This window comes from Bacteroides sp. NSJ-39, from assembly GCF_014287315.1.
Lineage (GTDB): Bacteria > Bacteroidota > Bacteroidia > Bacteroidales > Bacteroidaceae > Bacteroides > Bacteroides finegoldii.
In genome coordinates this window covers 294,504-309,769 of record NZ_JACOOB010000001.1, presented here as the reverse complement: position 1 = coordinate 309,769, position 15,266 = coordinate 294,504, and the positions used below count along the sequence as shown (strand labels likewise).

Below are 15,266 nucleotides of genomic sequence, written 5' to 3'. Positions count from 1 at the left end.
TACGTGGAACGAGAGAAAGAAGCAGGAAGAATAGCTTAATGAAGTAGGGATATTCTTATAATATAATAGGTATATATAATAAATAAAGCAGGAAAAATATGTTTGCCGAGCTTATAACCATTGGTGATGAACTGCTGATAGGGCAGGTTGTCGATACAAATTCCGCCTGGATGGGGCGGGAGTTAAATAATATAGGAATTGAAGTCCTTCGCATCGTATCGGTTCGCGATAGAGAAGAAGAGATCCTGGAAGCGATTGATAATGCGATGAAAAGGGTAAATATTGTTTTAGTAACCGGAGGACTGGGCCCTACTAAAGATGATATTACCAAACAAACACTTTGTAAGTACTTCAATACTGAACTGATATTCAGCGAAGAAGTCTTCGAAAACGTGAAACGGGTATTGACCGGTAAAATACCAATGAATAAACTGAATAAAGGTCAGGCAATGGTTCCGAAGAACTGTACGGTAATCAACAACCCGGTAGGAAGTGCTTCTGTGAGCTGGTTCGAGAGAGACGGCAAAGTACTTGTATCTATGCCGGGAGTACCACAGGAAATGACTACCGTAATGGCTGAAAGCGTATTACCCAAACTGCATGAGAGGTTTCAAACAGATGTCATTATGCATCAGACTTTCTTAGTACAACATTACCCTGAATCCGTGTTGGCGGAGAAATTAGAAGCTTGGGAGGTCGCCTTACCGGATTGCATCAAACTGGCATATCTGCCCAAACTGGGAATTATCCGTCTGAGATTGACCGGACGCGGACATGACAGGAAAGAAGTGGAAACTCTTCTGAACCGTGAGAAAGCAAAATTGGAAACAATATTGGGCGAAGACATTTTCAGCGAAGAAGACACCCCATTGGAAGTCATCATCGGGGAGTTACTGAAAAAGAGGAAATTAACCGTATCCACCGCAGAAAGTTGCACAGGTGGAAGCATTGCGGAGCGACTGACATCTATCGCTGGAAGTTCGGAATATTTTAAAGGTAGCATAGTGGCTTATTCCAATGAAGTGAAGAAGGACCTTTTGTACGTGTCTTCCGAGACATTGGAAAAGTATGGAGCCGTTAGTGAAGAAACGGTGATTGAAATGGTAAAAGGTGCGATGAAAGCATTGAAAACTGACTGCGCTGTCGCCACATCGGGAATAGCCGGACCGGGAGGAGGCACTCCGGAGAAACCTGTGGGGACTGTATGGATAGCTGCTGGTTATAAAAACGAAATTCGGACATACAAGCAGGAAACAAATCGCGGAAGAGCCATGAATATTGAAAGAGCCGGCAATAATACGTTGCTAATGCTCCGAGATTTACTCAAATAAAGAAAAATAGCTGCTTATAAGTGAATTATTTTAAGAAATTCTTGTTTTATACGGATAAAAGTACTTACTTTGCGTCCTGTTTGAAATAAGTATAGATATAAAACTATAAAAATAAGATAGAAATGTCGAAGATTTGTCAAATTACCGGAAAGAAAGCCATGATTGGCAACAATGTTTCACACTCAAAGAGAAGAACTAAAAGAACCTTTGATTTGAACTTGTTTAACAAAAAGTTCTACTATGTAGAACAAGATTGTTGGATCAGCCTTAGCATTTGCGCTAACGGGCTGCGTATTATCAACAAAAAGGGACTGGACGCTGCGCTGACTGAAGCTGTGGCTAAAGGTTATTGTGATTGGAAAAGCATTAAAGTAATCGGCTAAACGTAGAGGAGAAAACTTACAATGGCAAAGAAAGCAAAAGGTAACAGAGTACAGGTGATTCTGGAATGTACAGAACACAAAGACAGTGGAATGCCGGGAACATCTCGTTATATCACAACTAAGAACAGAAAGAATACTACAGAAAGACTTGAGTTGAAGAAATACAACCCGATTCTGAAAAGAGTAACAGTACACAAAGAAATTAAATAATAAAGAAGTATAACCCATGGCAAAGAAAACAGTAGCAAGTTTGCACGATGGTTCTAAAGAAGGTCGTGCTTATACCAAGGTTATCAAAATGGTAAAATCTCCGAAAACCGGAGCATACGTTTTTGATGAACAAATGGTTCCGAACGAAAAAGTACAAGACTTTTTCAAAAAATAATCGAGATAGCATACACGCTATAAATTCAAAATCCTCTCATTGATAACAATGAGGGGATTTTTTATTGCTTCTTTTTTTACTTTTCCAATCCTTTGTTATATCTTTGTAGCATAATGTATCATACAAACATCTATAAATATGGGATTTTTTAGTTTTTTTTCCAAGGAAAAGAAGGAAACTTTAGATAAAGGATTATCTAAAACCAAAGAGAGTGTCTTTAGTAAGATAGCTCGTGCCGTAGCCGGTAAGTCAAAGGTGGATGACGAAGTGTTGGATAATCTGGAAGAAGTGCTGATCACATCTGACGTAGGTGTGGAAACCACTTTAAATATAATTAAGCGCATAGAAAAACGTGCAGCGGAAGATAAATATGTGAATACCCAAGAGCTGAATCATATATTACGCGATGAAATAGCCGCTTTATTGACTGAGAACAATTCGGGAGATATAGCTGATTTTGATGTAGCTATTGATAAGAAACCATACGTGATTATGGTTGTGGGAGTGAATGGAGTAGGCAAGACCACAACAATTGGCAAATTGGCTTATCAGTTCAAAAAAGCAGGCAAGTCCGTTTACTTGGGAGCTGCCGACACATTCCGTGCTGCCGCAGTAGAACAGCTTATGATATGGGGAGAACGAGTAGGTGTGCCTGTCATTAAGCAAAAAATGGGTGCCGACCCTGCATCGGTGGCGTACGATACACTTAGTTCTGCGGTTGCCAACAATGCGGATATTGTAATTATTGATACTGCCGGACGTCTTCACAACAAAGTCGGTTTGATGAACGAGCTGACAAAGATAAAGAATGTGATGCGGAAAGTAGTGCCCGATGCTCCTAATGAGGTTCTATTGGTATTGGACGGTTCTACAGGTCAGAATGCTTTTGAACAGGCAAAACAGTTCACTCTTGCAACGGAAGTGACAGCAATGGCCATTACAAAACTGGATGGTACAGCGAAGGGAGGAGTTGTAATCGGCATATCAGATCAATTCAAGATTCCCGTTAAATATATCGGATTAGGTGAAGGCATAGAAGACTTACAAGTATTCCGTAAGAATGAGTTTGTAGATTCTTTGTTTGGAGAGAATGCATGAAAAAAAGAAGAATTGATATAATCACTTTGGGATGTTCTAAAAATCTGGTAGACTCGGAACAATTGATACGTCAATTGGAAGAAGTCGGATACAGTGTGACTCATGATACGGAAAATCCGCAAGGTGAAATAGCTGTTATTAATACATGCGGTTTTATCGGTGACGCAAAAGAGGAATCCATCAATATGATTCTGGAATTTGCCGAAAGGAAAGAAGAAGGTGATTTGAAAAAGCTTTTCGTAATGGGTTGCCTTTCCGAACGTTACCTTAAAGAATTGGCAATCGAGATACCGCAGGTAGATAAGTTCTATGGCAAGTTCAATTGGAAGGAATTGTTGCAGGATTTAGGACAGACGTATCATGATGAATTATATATCGAACGGACATTAACGACTCCCCGACATTATGCTTATCTGAAGATATCAGAAGGGTGTGACCGGAAATGTTCCTATTGTGCTATTCCTATCATCACAGGGCGTCACATATCCAAACCGATTGATGAAATTCTTGATGAGGTCCGGTATCTGGTATCTCAAGGCGTAAAAGAGTTTCAAGTGATCGCACAGGAGCTGACTTATTATGGGGTCGATCTATATAAGAAACAAATGCTTCCGGAACTAATTGAACGTATCTCCGACATTCCGGGTGTAGAGTGGATCCGCCTTCATTACGCCTATCCTGCGCATTTTCCTACTGATTTGTTCCGGGTTATGCGTGAACGCGACAATGTATGCAAATATATGGACATCGCCCTCCAGCACATCAGTGACAAGATGTTGAGATTAATGCGACGTCAAGTCACTAAGGAGGATACTTATAAACTGATTGAGCAATTCCGTAAAGAAGTGCCGGGCATTCACCTGCGGACAACTTTAATGGTGGGACATCCGGGAGAGACAGAAGAGGACTTTGAAGAACTGAAAGAGTTTGTACGCAAAGTGCGTTTTGACCGAATGGGAGCTTTTGCCTATTCCGAAGAGGAGGGAACTTATGCTGCGGAAGCGTACGAAGACTCTATCCCGCAAGAAGTTAAACAAGCCAGACTTGATGAGCTGATGGATATCCAGCAAGGAATCTCAGCTGAATTGAGCGCCGCTAAAATCGGAAAACAAATGAAAATTATCATTGACCGGTTGGAGGGGGATTATTATATCGGACGAACAGAATTCGACTCACCGGAGGTGGATCCGGAGGTTCTGATTAATAGTTCTGAAAAAGAGCTTGAGATTGGGCAGTTCTATCAGGTGGAAGTGATAGATGCGGACGATTTTGATTTATATGCAAAGGTTATAAATGTATGAATAATAAGGAATTTACATCCGAGCTAGCGGAAAGACTAGGATATACCATCAAAGATACTTCTGAATTAATCAATTCTTTGTTGGCTAGCATGACGCAAGAGTTGGAAGAAGGCAACATGATTGCGGTACAGGGATTCGGTTCTTTTGAAGTAAAGAAAAAGGCGGAACGCATTTCCATAAATCCGGCAAGCAAACAGCGTATGTTGGTGCCCCCAAAACTGGTATTATCTTATAGACCTAGTAATACATTGAAAGATAAGTTTAAATAAATATATTCCCCGTTATGAATGAAAGACTAACAATTCAAGATCTTACTGACTTATTGGCAGCAAAACATAGCATGACCAAAAAGGATGCTGAGGCGTTCGTAAAAGAGTTTTTTCTTTTGATAGAACAGGCCTTAGAGAGCGAGAATACTGTAAAAATCAAAGGATTGGGTACTTTCAAACTTATTGATGTAGATAGTCGGGAAAGTGTTAATGTGAACACTGGGGAACGTTTTCAAATAAAAGGTCATACCAAAGTCTCGTTTTCTCCGGATGCAAATTTAAGAGATACGATAAACAAGCCTTTTGCACACTTTGAGACGGTTGTTTTAAATGAGAATACTGTTTTAGAGGACACTCCTATAGAAGAAACGGAAGAAGAGGAAAGCGGGGAAGAAGTAATTCCGACAGTCATACCGGAACCTATCGAGCCACAATCCCAGCCTAAGGAAGAGGAAAAAGAAGAAATGTCTCTTACAGAGATACAACCTATTGTAGAACCACGATCTATAGAACCACAATCTGTTGTCGTAGAACCGAAAACAGTTCCTGTAGAAAAGAAAGAAATAATTACTGCGGAGGAGATTATAGAACAAGAGCTTCTGAGGGCAAATCTAAAACCGGAAAGTACGATAGTGCGGTCGCAAGAAGGTAAGAGCGAGATGAAAAAAGGGGCAGAAGTAGCACAGACTGCTATACAGCCGACTCCCCAAAAGAATATTCCCGATTCTTCTGTAAAAGAGAAATCGCCTGTTCCTTATTTAATAACGATCATCATACTTGTTCTGTTATTATGTGGAGGGGTTGTTTTATTCATTTATTATCCGGATTTATTCTCTTCGTCATCCGACAAGAATGCTCTTGATATGCCTCCCGTAACAACTCAGCCTGTCAAGCCGGAAGTACAGTTATCCGACACGGTCGAACAAGACTCTGTGAAAGATATAAAACCGGAAACACCCAAAACCTCTATCACTCCGACACCGGTTGTCCCTCAAAAGAAAGAAGCAGTGACACCTGCCAAAACTGAAAATAAAGTTATCCGGCAGCAACCTTCAACATCCGTATATTTGGATTCCGCCTCTTATAAAATAACCGGAACCAAGACTAAATATACGGTCAAAGAAGGTGAAACTTTAACAAGGGTCTCCTTGCGATTCTATGGAACCAAGGCTATGTGGCCGTATATTGTGAAACACAATCCGGACGTTATTAAGAACCCAAATAATGTACCATACGGCACAACAATAAAAATTCCGGAACTTACAAAAGAATAAGTGATAAAAATTCCATTCCCCCGGCCTTACCCCTGTATCGGCCGGGGGAAGTGTTATGGATGTACAAAAGCGTATGAAAGTACCTTAATCTAAAGACTTCGCATTGTTTTTTAATAAAAATTAGTTGCAATCGTTAATTATATGGCGTACTTTTGGGGCAAAATAAAAAGCCTTATGCTACTATTGGCAGGGCTTATATAGAAATAATGGGATTTAAATAATAAAATATTAAGTATTTATGGCTGAATCAATTGATATCCGCGAGTTGAATGAGCGGATTGAAAGACAAAGTGCTTTCGTTACCAATCTTACAACAGGTATGGACCAAATCATTGTTGGTCAGAAACATTTGGTTGAATCGCTGCTTATCGGATTACTCTCCGATGGTCATGTTCTTTTGGAAGGTGTACCCGGTTTGGCAAAGACTTTAGCTATTAAAACGCTTGCTTCTCTGATTGATGCGAAATATAGCCGCATTCAGTTTACACCGGACTTATTGCCTGCGGACGTCATAGGTACAATGGTCTACAGTCAAAAAGACGAATCTTTTAAAGTTCAAAGAGGACCTATTTTCGCTAATTTTGTATTAGCCGATGAAATTAACCGTGCTCCGGCTAAAGTACAGAGTGCTTTATTGGAGGCCATGCAGGAGCGTCAGGTTACTATCGGTAAAGAAACATTTACATTGCCGGAACCCTTCCTTGTATTGGCTACTCAGAATCCTATCGAACAGGAAGGAACTTATCCGCTTCCGGAAGCACAAGTTGACCGTTTTATGCTGAAGGTCGTTATTGATTATCCGAAGTTGGAAGAGGAAAAGTTGATTATTCGTCAGAATATTAATGGAGAAAAGTTCAACGTAAAACCAATTCTGAAAGCTGACGAAATTATTGAAGCACGTAAAGTAGTTCGCCAGGTATATCTGGATGAAAAGATCGAACGCTACATCGTAGACATTGTATTCGCTACTCGCTTTCCGGAGAAATATGACCTCAAGGAATTGAAAGATATGATCGGTTTCGGTGGTTCACCCCGTGCATCTATCAATTTAGCATTGGCTGCCCGTACATATGCTTTCATCAAACGCCGCGGTTACGTAATTCCGGAAGATGTACGTGCTGTTGCGCATGATGTTCTTCGCCACCGTATCGGATTGACGTATGAAGCGGAAGCTAATAACATGACTTCGGACGAAATCATCAGTAAGATTTTGAATAAGGTTGAAGTGCCCTAAATGGAAACAAGTGAAATACTAAAAAAAGTTCGTCAGATTGAAATTAAGACACGAGGATTGTCTAATAATATCTTTGCAGGCCAGTATCATTCGGCTTTCAAGGGTAGGGGTATGTCATTCTCGGAAGTCCGCGAATATCAATTCGGCGATGATATACGTGACATAGACTGGAATGTGACCGCGCGTTTCAACAAACCTTACGTAAAAGTGTTTGAGGAAGAACGTGAACTGACAGTTATGTTAATGGTTGATGTTTCCGGAAGTTTGGAGTTCGGTACCGTCAAACAGTTGAAGAAAGATATGGTGACGGAAATTGCTGCCACCCTTGCTTTCTCTGCTATTCAGAATAATGATAAAATTGGAGTGATTTTCTTTTCAGACCGGATAGAGAAGTTTATTCCTCCTAAAAAGGGACGTAAACATATTCTATATATCATTCGTGAATTGATTGACTTTCAACCGGAAAGCCGTCGTACTAATATCCGTCTTGCATTGGAATATCTGACGAATGTAATGAAAAGACGTTGCACTGCTTTTATTCTATCCGACTTCATTGATCAGGAAAGTTTTAAGAATGCTCTGACTATTGCCAACCGGAAACATGACGTAGTAGCATTACAGGTTTATGACCGGAGAGTGAGTGATCTTCCTCCTGTGGGTCTCATGCGAATAAAAGATGCGGAAACCGGACATGAGCAGTGGATTGATACTTCATCAAAAGCTGTACGCCGCGCGCATCACGATTGGTGGATTCAAAAGCAGACGGAACTGAACGACACATTTACGAAAAGTAATGTGGATTCGGTTTCTGTCAGAACCGATGAGGATTACGTAAAGGCATTGTTGAACTTATTTGCCAAACGAAATTAATGAAATCAAAGATGAGTAGAAATATTATTCTGATAGCATTATTAGGTCTATTATCCATTGATAAAGTAGCTGCACAATCTGTTACGGTAGAGGCGAAGATAGATTCATTGCAAATACTGATCGGTGAACAGGCAAAAGTGCAGTTGCAAGTGGCTATGGATGCTAAACAACATGCTATTTTCCCTGCTTATACTGATACTTTAGTAAAAGGTGTGGAAATTATAGAAACAGTCAAACCGGATACGCAATTTTTGAATGACCGCCAGCGAATGTTAATCACACAGGAATATGTTATCACTTCTTTTGACTCGGCTTTGTATTACCTGCCGCCAATACCTGTTACTGTAGATGGCAAAGAGTATAAGTCAAAAGCTTTAGCACTGAAAGTCTACTCAATACCGGTCGACACATTACACCCTGATCAATTCTTCGGACAGAAACCTGTAATGAAAGCTCCTTTTGCATGGGAAGACTGGTACGGTTTAATTTCCTGCTCATTCTTAGCTTTACCTTTACTCGGTTTGCTGATCTATCTCATTGTTCGTATACGTGATAATAAACCTATTATCCGTAAGATAAAAGTAGAACCGAAATTGCCGCCACACCAAGCTGCAATGAAAGAGATAGAACGTATCAAAACCGAGAAAGTATGGCAGAAGGGAAGATCGAAGGAATACTATACGGAATTGACTGATACTCTTCGCACGTATATAAAGGATCGCTTCGGATTCAATGCATTGGAAATGACATCATCGGAAATTATTGATAAGTTATTGGAATTGAAGGATAAAGAAGCTATATCTGACCTAAAAGAACTGTTTCAGACTGCCGATTTAGTGAAGTTTGCCAAGCATGATCCTCAAATGAACGAAAATGATGCAAACTTAATTAATGCAATTGACTTTATCAATGAAACAAAACAACCGGAAGAGGAAAATCAGAAACCGCAACCAACGGAAATTACGATTATTGAAAAACGTTCTTTACGCGTTAAAGTAATGTTGATTTGCGGAATTGCACTTTTGTCTGCGGCATTGATTGGTGTCTTTATATATATAGGTATGCAGATATACAATCTTTTTGTGTAAAGAATGAGTAACTTGAATACTAAAAGTAAACTGTTAAATCATAAATAAAATGGTTTTTGCCAATATAGAATATCTGTTTTTGCTATTACTACTTATACCTTATATTGTATGGTATATCTTGAAGCAAAGGAAAAGTGAAGCTACTCTTCAGATTTCGGACGCTCGGGTATATGCGCATACACCTAAAAGTTATAAGAACTATTTGTTGCATGCTCCTTTTCTTTTACGTCTTTTTGCGTTAACATTGGTAATTCTGGTCCTCGCACGACCGCAAACAACCAATAAGTGGCAGAACAGCGAAATAGAAGGTATTGATATAATGCTGGCTGTTGACGTTTCTACCAGTATGTTGGCCGAAGACTTAAAGCCCAATAGATTGGAAGCAGCCAAGGATGTAGCGGCAGAGTTTATCAACGGACGCCCTAATGATAATATAGGTATTACTTTATTTGCCGGTGAGAGTTTTACTCAATGCCCGTTGACTGTGGATCATGCTGTATTGCTAGATATGATTCACAATATCAAATGCGGTCTTATTGAAGATGGTACTGCCGTAGGTATGGGAATAGCAAATGCTGTAACTCGACTGAAAGACAGTAAAGCAAAATCTAAAGTCATTATTTTGCTGACAGACGGTACTAACAATAAAGGTGATATTTCTCCTATGACGGCTGCTGAAATAGCAAAAAGTTTTGGAATTCGTGTGTATACCATCGGGGTTGGTACGAATGGAATGGCGCCTTATCCTTATCCGGTAGGAAATACTGTACAATATGTTAGTATGCCTGTTGAAATTGATGAGAAAACATTGACGCAAATTGCAGGTACTACGGACGGTAATTACTTCCGGGCTACAAGTAATTCGAAACTGAAAGAGGTGTACGAAGAAATTGATAAGCTGGAAAAGACTAAGCTGAATGTAAAAGAGTATAGCAAACGGGATGAGGAATATCATTGGTTCGCACTAGCTGCTTTCCTTTGTGTTCTATTGGAGGTATTATTGCGTAATTCCATACTGAAGAAGATTCCATAAGGTGGTCAACCGTAAATTAGTCAATCGTAAAATAGTTAAGAAAGATGTTTCGATTTGGAGAACCTACATATTTATACCTATTGCTGCTATTACCATTTTTAGCAGCTTTCTACTTGTATTCCAACTACAAGAGAAGAAAGAATATCCGACGTTTTGGAGATCCGGTTTTATTGGCGCAGTTAATGCCCGATGTATCCAAATATCGCCCGGATGTAAAATTCTGGATACTTTTTGCCGCTATCGGTTTGTTTTCAATATTATTAGCACGTCCTCAGTTTGGTTCCAAACTGGAAACAGTAAAACGTAAAGGCGTGGAAGTCATCATTGCACTGGATATTTCAAATTCTATGCTCGCTCAGGATGTACAACCCAGCCGTTTGGAGAAAGCCAAAAGACTGATATCCAGATTGGTGGATGAACTTGACAATGATAAAGTGGGAATGATTGTATTTGCCGGTGACGCTTTCACTCAATTACCGATTACCAGTGATTACATTTCCGCTAAAATGTTTCTGGAATCTATCAATCCTTCATTGATATCCAAGCAAGGTACGGCTATTGGAGAAGCGATTAATTTGGCTGCACGTAGCTTTACTCCACAAGAAGGAGTAGGACGCGCCATTATCGTAATTACTGACGGTGAAAATCATGAAGGTGGTGCTGTTGAAGCGGCAAAAGCTGCTGCCGAAAAAGGTATCCAGGTTAATGTGTTGGGAGTAGGTATGCCCGATGGTGCTCCTATCCCAGCAGAAGGTACCAACGATTATCGGCGTGACCGTGAGGGTAATGTGATTGTTACCCGCTTAAATGAAACAATGTGTCAGGAGATTGCCAAAGAAGGAAAAGGTATCTATGTACGAGTAGATAATTCTAATTCAGCTCAAAAAGCAATCAATCAGGAAGTCAATAAGATGGCAAAATCTGATGTGGAATCTAAGGTATATACGGAGTTTAATGAACAGTTCCAAGCTATTGCCTGGATTATTCTATTATTGTTATTAGCGGAAATATTAATTTTAGATCGCAAGAATCCTTTATTTAAGAACGTTCATCTGTTTTCTAATAAGAAGTAGTTATGCGCATGTTAAAAAGTAAATATATTCTATTCGCTGTGTTTCTGCTGTCAGCCGCCTTTGTATCGGCTCAGAAAGCAGAACGTGACTATATCCGCAAAGGAAATCGCCTGTTTAATGACAGTGTGTTTGTGGATGCCGAAGTGAATTATCGGAAAGCTTTGGAGGTGAATCCTAAATCTACAGTATCTATGTATAATTTAGGGAATACACTCTCACAACAACAGAAAATGCAGGAAGCTATGGAACAATATGTATCGGCCAGCAATATTGAGAAGGATAAGATGAAGTTGGCTCAAATATATCATAACATGGGCGTACTTCTTCAAGCCGGTAAAGATTATGCAAAGGCTGTGGATGCTTATAAGATGTCTTTACGTAATAATCCTGCTGACGATGAGACCCGGTATAATTTGGCTCTTGCACAAAAAATGTTGAAAGACCAACAACAAAATAAACAGAATCAGGATCAAAACCAGGATCAAAATAAAGATCAGCAAAAGCAAGATCAAAAGCAAGACCAGAACAAAGATAAACAGAACGATCAGAAGCAAGACCAAAAGAAGGATCAACAACAACCTCCAAAATCTGAGAAACAAAAGAATCAGATGTCAAAAGAAAACGCTGAACAATTGCTTAATTCTGTGATGCAAGATGAGAAAGACGTACAGGATAAAGTAAAGAAGCAACAGCAGGTTATGCAAGGTGGTCGTTTGGAAAAAGATTGGTAATATAAAGTTGACGATATAAATTTCATAAGCAATGAAGAAACTGATTATCATATTGATAGCATTGATAGCATATAGCACTCAGGCATTTGCCGATAAAGTGTCTTTTACTGCTTCTGCTCCTGACGCAGTAGTAGTAGGCGATCAATTCAGACTATCTTATACCGTAACTACACAAAAAGTAAAAGATTTCCGAGCCCCATCAATCAAAGGATTTGATGTGTTGATGGGACCAAGCCGTTCACAACAAAGTAGTACTCAGATTGTAAATGGCAACGTAACATCTACGAGTAGTATTACATTTACGTATATATTGATGGCCAATACTGCCGGTGAATACACAATTGGCGGTGCTTCAATTGTGGCCGATGGTAACCAAATGGTATCAAACTCCGTAAAAATCAAGGTTTTACCACAAGACCAGAACAGCAATGGTGGACAAGGAGGTTCTTCCGCCCATTCCTCTTCCGGTACGAGTGTATCCGATCAAGATCTATTTATTACTGCGACGGCTAGTAAAACGAATGTATTTGAGCAGGAGGCATTTGTCTTGACTTATAAAATTTATACCAGAGAGTCTAATTTGCAATTGAATAATGCAAAGTTACCCGATTTCAAAGGTTTTCATTCACAAGAGATTGAAATGACAACAAATGCCAGATGGACTCCGGAACATTATCGTGGACGTAATTATTATACAACTGTCTATCGTCAGTTCGTGCTATTCCCTCAACAATCCGGAAAATTGTACATAGATCCGGCACAATTCCAAATGACTATAGGCAAACCAGTACAATCGGATGACCCTTTTGATGCATTCTTTAATGGAGGAAGTAACGTTATAGAAATTAAAAAGTCTATTGCTACCCCTAAGATAGCAATAAATGTCAGTCCGCTTCCGGCAGGTAAACCGGCTGATTTCTCAGGTGGAGTAGGAGAGTTTACAATTTCTTCTTCTATCAACAGCAAAGAATTGAAAACCAATGATGCTATTACTATTAAACTAGTGATTTCCGGTACAGGAAACTTGAAGTTAATTTCTAATCCGGAAATAAAGTTCCCGGAAGACTTTGAAGTATATGATCCTAAAGTAGACAATCAAGTTAGATTAACTCGGGAAGGACTTACAGGTAACAGAGTAATTGAATATTTAGCTATCCCTAGACATGCCGGCACATATAAGATTCCAGGGGTATCTTTTAGCTATTTTGACATTCGTTCCAAATCATACAAAACTCTGAAAACGGAAGAATATGTAGTGAATATTGAAAAAGGTGCAGGAAATGCCGACCAGGTAATTGCGAACTTTACCAACAAGGAAGACTTAAAAGTATTAGGTGAAGATATTCGTTACATCAAACAGAATGAAGTAACTCTCCAACCTAAAGGAAGTTTCTTCTACGGCTCCATGTCTTATTGGCTTTTCTATATTATTCCGGCTCTTGCCTTTATAATATTCTTTATCATCTATCGCAAGCAAGCTGCTGAAAATGCGAATGCCGCTAAAGTACGAACCAAAAAAGCCAACAAAGTGGCTACCAAACGTATGAAATTAGCAGGAAAACTGCTTTCTGAAAATAAAAAAGATGCTTTTTATGATGAAGTATTGAAAGCTTTATGGGGATATATTAGTGACAAATTAAATATTCCTGTATCTCGTTTGTCCAAGGACAATATAGAAGAAAAATTGAGAAATCACGGAGTAAGCGAGGAATTAATCAAGGATTTCTTGAATGCACTAAATGATTGTGAATTTGCCCGTTTCGCTCCGGGAGACGAAAATCAAGCTATGGACAAGGTTTATTCATCTTCAATAGAGGTAATAAGCAAAATGGAGAATTCAATTAAACATTAATCTAGAAGAGATTGTGTCATGAAAAAAATATTATTTTTTATATTAACGTTAATATCAATCACTTGTTTTGGGCAGGATTCACTGAATGTTGATTCCAAGCAAGTGAATGAAGGAGATTCCACCCATGCAGCAAGTACCACTATGTTCTCCAATAACACATTGGACAATGTTACAAAAACGGAAGGGGATTCTGCATATATAAAAGAAGATTATACCGCAGCCATTCAAATCTACGAAGCACTGCTCAAAAATGGAGAAGCAGCTGAAGTGTACTATAATTTAGGAAATAGCTACTATAAGATAGGAGAAATAGCCAAAGCTGTTCTTAATTACGAACGTGCCTTACTGCTACAACCCGGCAATAGTGATATTCGGGCTAACCTTGAAGTAGCTCGTGCAAAAACAATAGACAAGGTGGAAGCTATTCCTGAGGTCTTTTTTGTTTCATGGATCAAGTCGTTGATAAATAGTATGAGCGTAGATGCTTGGGCTACATTAGGAATTATCTCTTTCATTTTATTAATTGTAGCTCTCTATTCTTTCATCTTTTCAAAGCAGATATTATGGAAAAAAACTGGATTCATCTCAGGAATCATCTTTTTAATCATTACGATATGTGCCAATCTGTTTGCTTCTGAACAAAAAGAGCATTTAGTAATCAGAAACGAAGCAATAGTGATGAATCCAAGTGTTACTGTTCGTAGTACTCCAAGCGAAAGTGGTACTAGCTTATTTATTCTTCATGAAGGGAGAAAAGTAAGTATTAAAGATAATTCGATGAAAGAATGGAAAGAAATTCGATTAGAAGATGGAAAAGTTGGATGGGTACCAGCTTCTGCCATTGAAGCTATATAAACAAGAATAATAGATTTTATAAATTAAGAAAAAAAGATAAGCAAATAATTTGTTTTATCTTTTTTTTTTGCTTAAGTTTATAGCGTGATAAAGATCACATAGTATTAACCATTAAATTTACGAGACATGAGAACAATAACATTTAATGAACTTCGTAAGATTAAAGATTCATTGCCCAGCGGTAGCATGCATAGAATAGCAGACGAACTTGGTTTACACGTAGATACCGTGCGAAACTTCTTCGGAGGTCATAATTTCAAGGAGGGAAAAAGTGTCGGAATACATCTTGAGCCCGGTCCGGATGGTGGGCTTGTAATGATAGATGATACGACCGTTCTTGATCGGGCTTTAAAAATTTTAGATGAATTAAATCTGAGTATGCAAAAAGAACAGGCTACCGAATCTGTGCAAGTTTAAAATATAACAAACCGAATCCCAATTGAATAAAACAATTGGGATTTCTTATTTGTTCACCTTATAAAATATACA

General features: G+C 39.0%; 17 protein-coding genes. All 17 read left to right on the top strand.

From position 1 onward, the window contains the following. Positions 1-98: 98 nt before the first annotated feature. Positions 99-1,331, top strand: a complete 1,233-nt coding sequence (locus H8S63_RS01555; RefSeq protein WP_186925518.1) for a competence/damage-inducible protein A — start codon at positions 99-101, stop codon at positions 1,329-1,331. A gap of 122 nt (positions 1,332-1,453) precedes the next feature. Next, positions 1,454-1,714 carry a 50S ribosomal protein L28 gene (gene rpmB / locus H8S63_RS01550; RefSeq protein WP_004295983.1) on the top strand — a complete coding sequence of 87 codons (261 nt, stop codon included), beginning with the start codon at positions 1,454-1,456 and terminating at the stop codon, positions 1,712-1,714. A 21-nt stretch (positions 1,715-1,735) separates the two neighbouring features. Beyond that, the gene (gene rpmG, locus H8S63_RS01545; RefSeq protein WP_002560155.1) at positions 1,736-1,924 is read left to right on the top strand and encodes a 50S ribosomal protein L33; all 189 of its coding nucleotides are present in this window, start codon (positions 1,736-1,738) and stop codon (positions 1,922-1,924) included. 16 nt (positions 1,925-1,940) lie between these two features. Beyond that, complete coding sequence (locus H8S63_RS01540; RefSeq protein ID WP_007758236.1) at positions 1,941-2,099, top strand: DUF4295 domain-containing protein; 159 nt, start codon at positions 1,941-1,943, stop codon at positions 2,097-2,099. A 138-nt stretch (positions 2,100-2,237) separates the two neighbouring features. Next, the gene (gene ftsY, locus H8S63_RS01535; RefSeq protein WP_022275143.1) at positions 2,238-3,197 is read left to right on the top strand and encodes a signal recognition particle-docking protein FtsY; all 960 of its coding nucleotides are present in this window, start codon (positions 2,238-2,240) and stop codon (positions 3,195-3,197) included. Further along, positions 3,194-4,498: a 30S ribosomal protein S12 methylthiotransferase RimO gene (gene rimO / locus H8S63_RS01530; RefSeq protein WP_007758234.1), complete on the top strand. Its 1,305-nt coding sequence runs from the start codon at positions 3,194-3,196 to the stop codon at positions 4,496-4,498. The genes ftsY and rimO overlap by 4 nt, the downstream gene beginning before the upstream one ends. Beyond that, positions 4,495-4,767 (top strand): HU family DNA-binding protein, encoded by a 273-nt coding sequence (locus tag H8S63_RS01525; protein ID WP_007758232.1) that lies wholly within the window; start codon positions 4,495-4,497, stop codon positions 4,765-4,767. The genes rimO and H8S63_RS01525 overlap by 4 nt, the downstream gene beginning before the upstream one ends. A 14-nt stretch (positions 4,768-4,781) precedes the next feature. Continuing rightward, positions 4,782-6,041 (top strand): HU family DNA-binding protein, encoded by a 1,260-nt coding sequence (locus tag H8S63_RS01520; RefSeq protein ID WP_186925517.1) that lies wholly within the window; start codon positions 4,782-4,784, stop codon positions 6,039-6,041. Between the two features lie 238 nt (positions 6,042-6,279). Beyond that, complete coding sequence (locus tag H8S63_RS01515) at positions 6,280-7,275, top strand: MoxR family ATPase (RefSeq protein WP_007758227.1); 996 nt, start codon at positions 6,280-6,282, stop codon at positions 7,273-7,275. Beyond that, positions 7,276-8,145, top strand: coding sequence for a DUF58 domain-containing protein (locus H8S63_RS01510; RefSeq protein WP_007758226.1), 870 nt, complete (start codon positions 7,276-7,278; stop codon positions 8,143-8,145). It abuts the gene before it with no gap. Next, a complete protein-coding gene (locus H8S63_RS01505; protein ID WP_186925516.1) occupies positions 8,145-9,233 on the top strand; it encodes a hypothetical protein in 1,089 nt (362 codons plus the stop codon). Before H8S63_RS01510 ends, H8S63_RS01505 begins: the two co-directional genes overlap by 1 nt. A 49-nt stretch (positions 9,234-9,282) precedes the next feature. Beyond that, positions 9,283-10,266 carry a VWA domain-containing protein gene (locus H8S63_RS01500; RefSeq protein ID WP_007758221.1) on the top strand — a complete coding sequence of 328 codons (984 nt, stop codon included), beginning with the start codon at positions 9,283-9,285 and terminating at the stop codon, positions 10,264-10,266. Between the two features lie 44 nt (positions 10,267-10,310). After that, positions 10,311-11,339, top strand: coding sequence for a VWA domain-containing protein (locus tag H8S63_RS01495; protein WP_022275146.1), 1,029 nt, complete (start codon positions 10,311-10,313; stop codon positions 11,337-11,339). Positions 11,340-11,347: 8 nt separating this feature from the next. Beyond that, a complete protein-coding gene (locus H8S63_RS01490) occupies positions 11,348-12,070 on the top strand; it encodes a tetratricopeptide repeat protein (RefSeq protein WP_186925681.1) in 723 nt (240 codons plus the stop codon). Between the two features lie 31 nt (positions 12,071-12,101). Next, positions 12,102-13,922 carry a BatD family protein gene (locus H8S63_RS01485; protein WP_186925515.1) on the top strand — a complete coding sequence of 607 codons (1,821 nt, stop codon included), beginning with the start codon at positions 12,102-12,104 and terminating at the stop codon, positions 13,920-13,922. Positions 13,923-13,940: 18 nt separating this feature from the next. Continuing rightward, positions 13,941-14,777: a tetratricopeptide repeat protein gene (locus H8S63_RS01480; RefSeq protein WP_186925514.1), complete on the top strand. Its 837-nt coding sequence runs from the start codon at positions 13,941-13,943 to the stop codon at positions 14,775-14,777. A 126-nt stretch (positions 14,778-14,903) separates the two neighbouring features. Then, complete coding sequence (locus H8S63_RS01475) at positions 14,904-15,194, top strand: hypothetical protein (protein WP_007758208.1); 291 nt, start codon at positions 14,904-14,906, stop codon at positions 15,192-15,194. The last annotated feature ends 72 nt before the right edge of the window (positions 15,195-15,266 follow it).

Coding starts and splice junctions, on each gene's coding strand:
- H8S63_RS01555 (WP_186925518.1), top strand. CDS start 99: ATGTTTGCCGAGCTTATAACCATTGGTGATGAACTGCTGATAGGGCAG.
- rpmB (WP_004295983.1), top strand. CDS start 1,454: ATGTCGAAGATTTGTCAAATTACCGGAAAGAAAGCCATGATTGGCAAC.
- rpmG (WP_002560155.1), top strand. CDS start 1,736: ATGGCAAAGAAAGCAAAAGGTAACAGAGTACAGGTGATTCTGGAATGT.
- H8S63_RS01540 (WP_007758236.1), top strand. CDS start 1,941: ATGGCAAAGAAAACAGTAGCAAGTTTGCACGATGGTTCTAAAGAAGGT.
- ftsY (WP_022275143.1), top strand. CDS start 2,238: ATGGGATTTTTTAGTTTTTTTTCCAAGGAAAAGAAGGAAACTTTAGAT.
- rimO (WP_007758234.1), top strand. CDS start 3,194: ATGAAAAAAAGAAGAATTGATATAATCACTTTGGGATGTTCTAAAAAT.
- H8S63_RS01525 (WP_007758232.1), top strand. CDS start 4,495: ATGAATAATAAGGAATTTACATCCGAGCTAGCGGAAAGACTAGGATAT.
- H8S63_RS01520 (WP_186925517.1), top strand. CDS start 4,782: ATGAATGAAAGACTAACAATTCAAGATCTTACTGACTTATTGGCAGCA.
- H8S63_RS01515 (WP_007758227.1), top strand. CDS start 6,280: ATGGCTGAATCAATTGATATCCGCGAGTTGAATGAGCGGATTGAAAGA.
- H8S63_RS01510 (WP_007758226.1), top strand. CDS start 7,276: ATGGAAACAAGTGAAATACTAAAAAAAGTTCGTCAGATTGAAATTAAG.
- H8S63_RS01505 (WP_186925516.1), top strand. CDS start 8,145: ATGAAATCAAAGATGAGTAGAAATATTATTCTGATAGCATTATTAGGT.
- H8S63_RS01500 (WP_007758221.1), top strand. CDS start 9,283: ATGGTTTTTGCCAATATAGAATATCTGTTTTTGCTATTACTACTTATA.
- H8S63_RS01495 (WP_022275146.1), top strand. CDS start 10,311: ATGTTTCGATTTGGAGAACCTACATATTTATACCTATTGCTGCTATTA.
- H8S63_RS01490 (WP_186925681.1), top strand. CDS start 11,348: ATGTTAAAAAGTAAATATATTCTATTCGCTGTGTTTCTGCTGTCAGCC.
- H8S63_RS01485 (WP_186925515.1), top strand. CDS start 12,102: ATGAAGAAACTGATTATCATATTGATAGCATTGATAGCATATAGCACT.
- H8S63_RS01480 (WP_186925514.1), top strand. CDS start 13,941: ATGAAAAAAATATTATTTTTTATATTAACGTTAATATCAATCACTTGT.
- H8S63_RS01475 (WP_007758208.1), top strand. CDS start 14,904: ATGAGAACAATAACATTTAATGAACTTCGTAAGATTAAAGATTCATTG.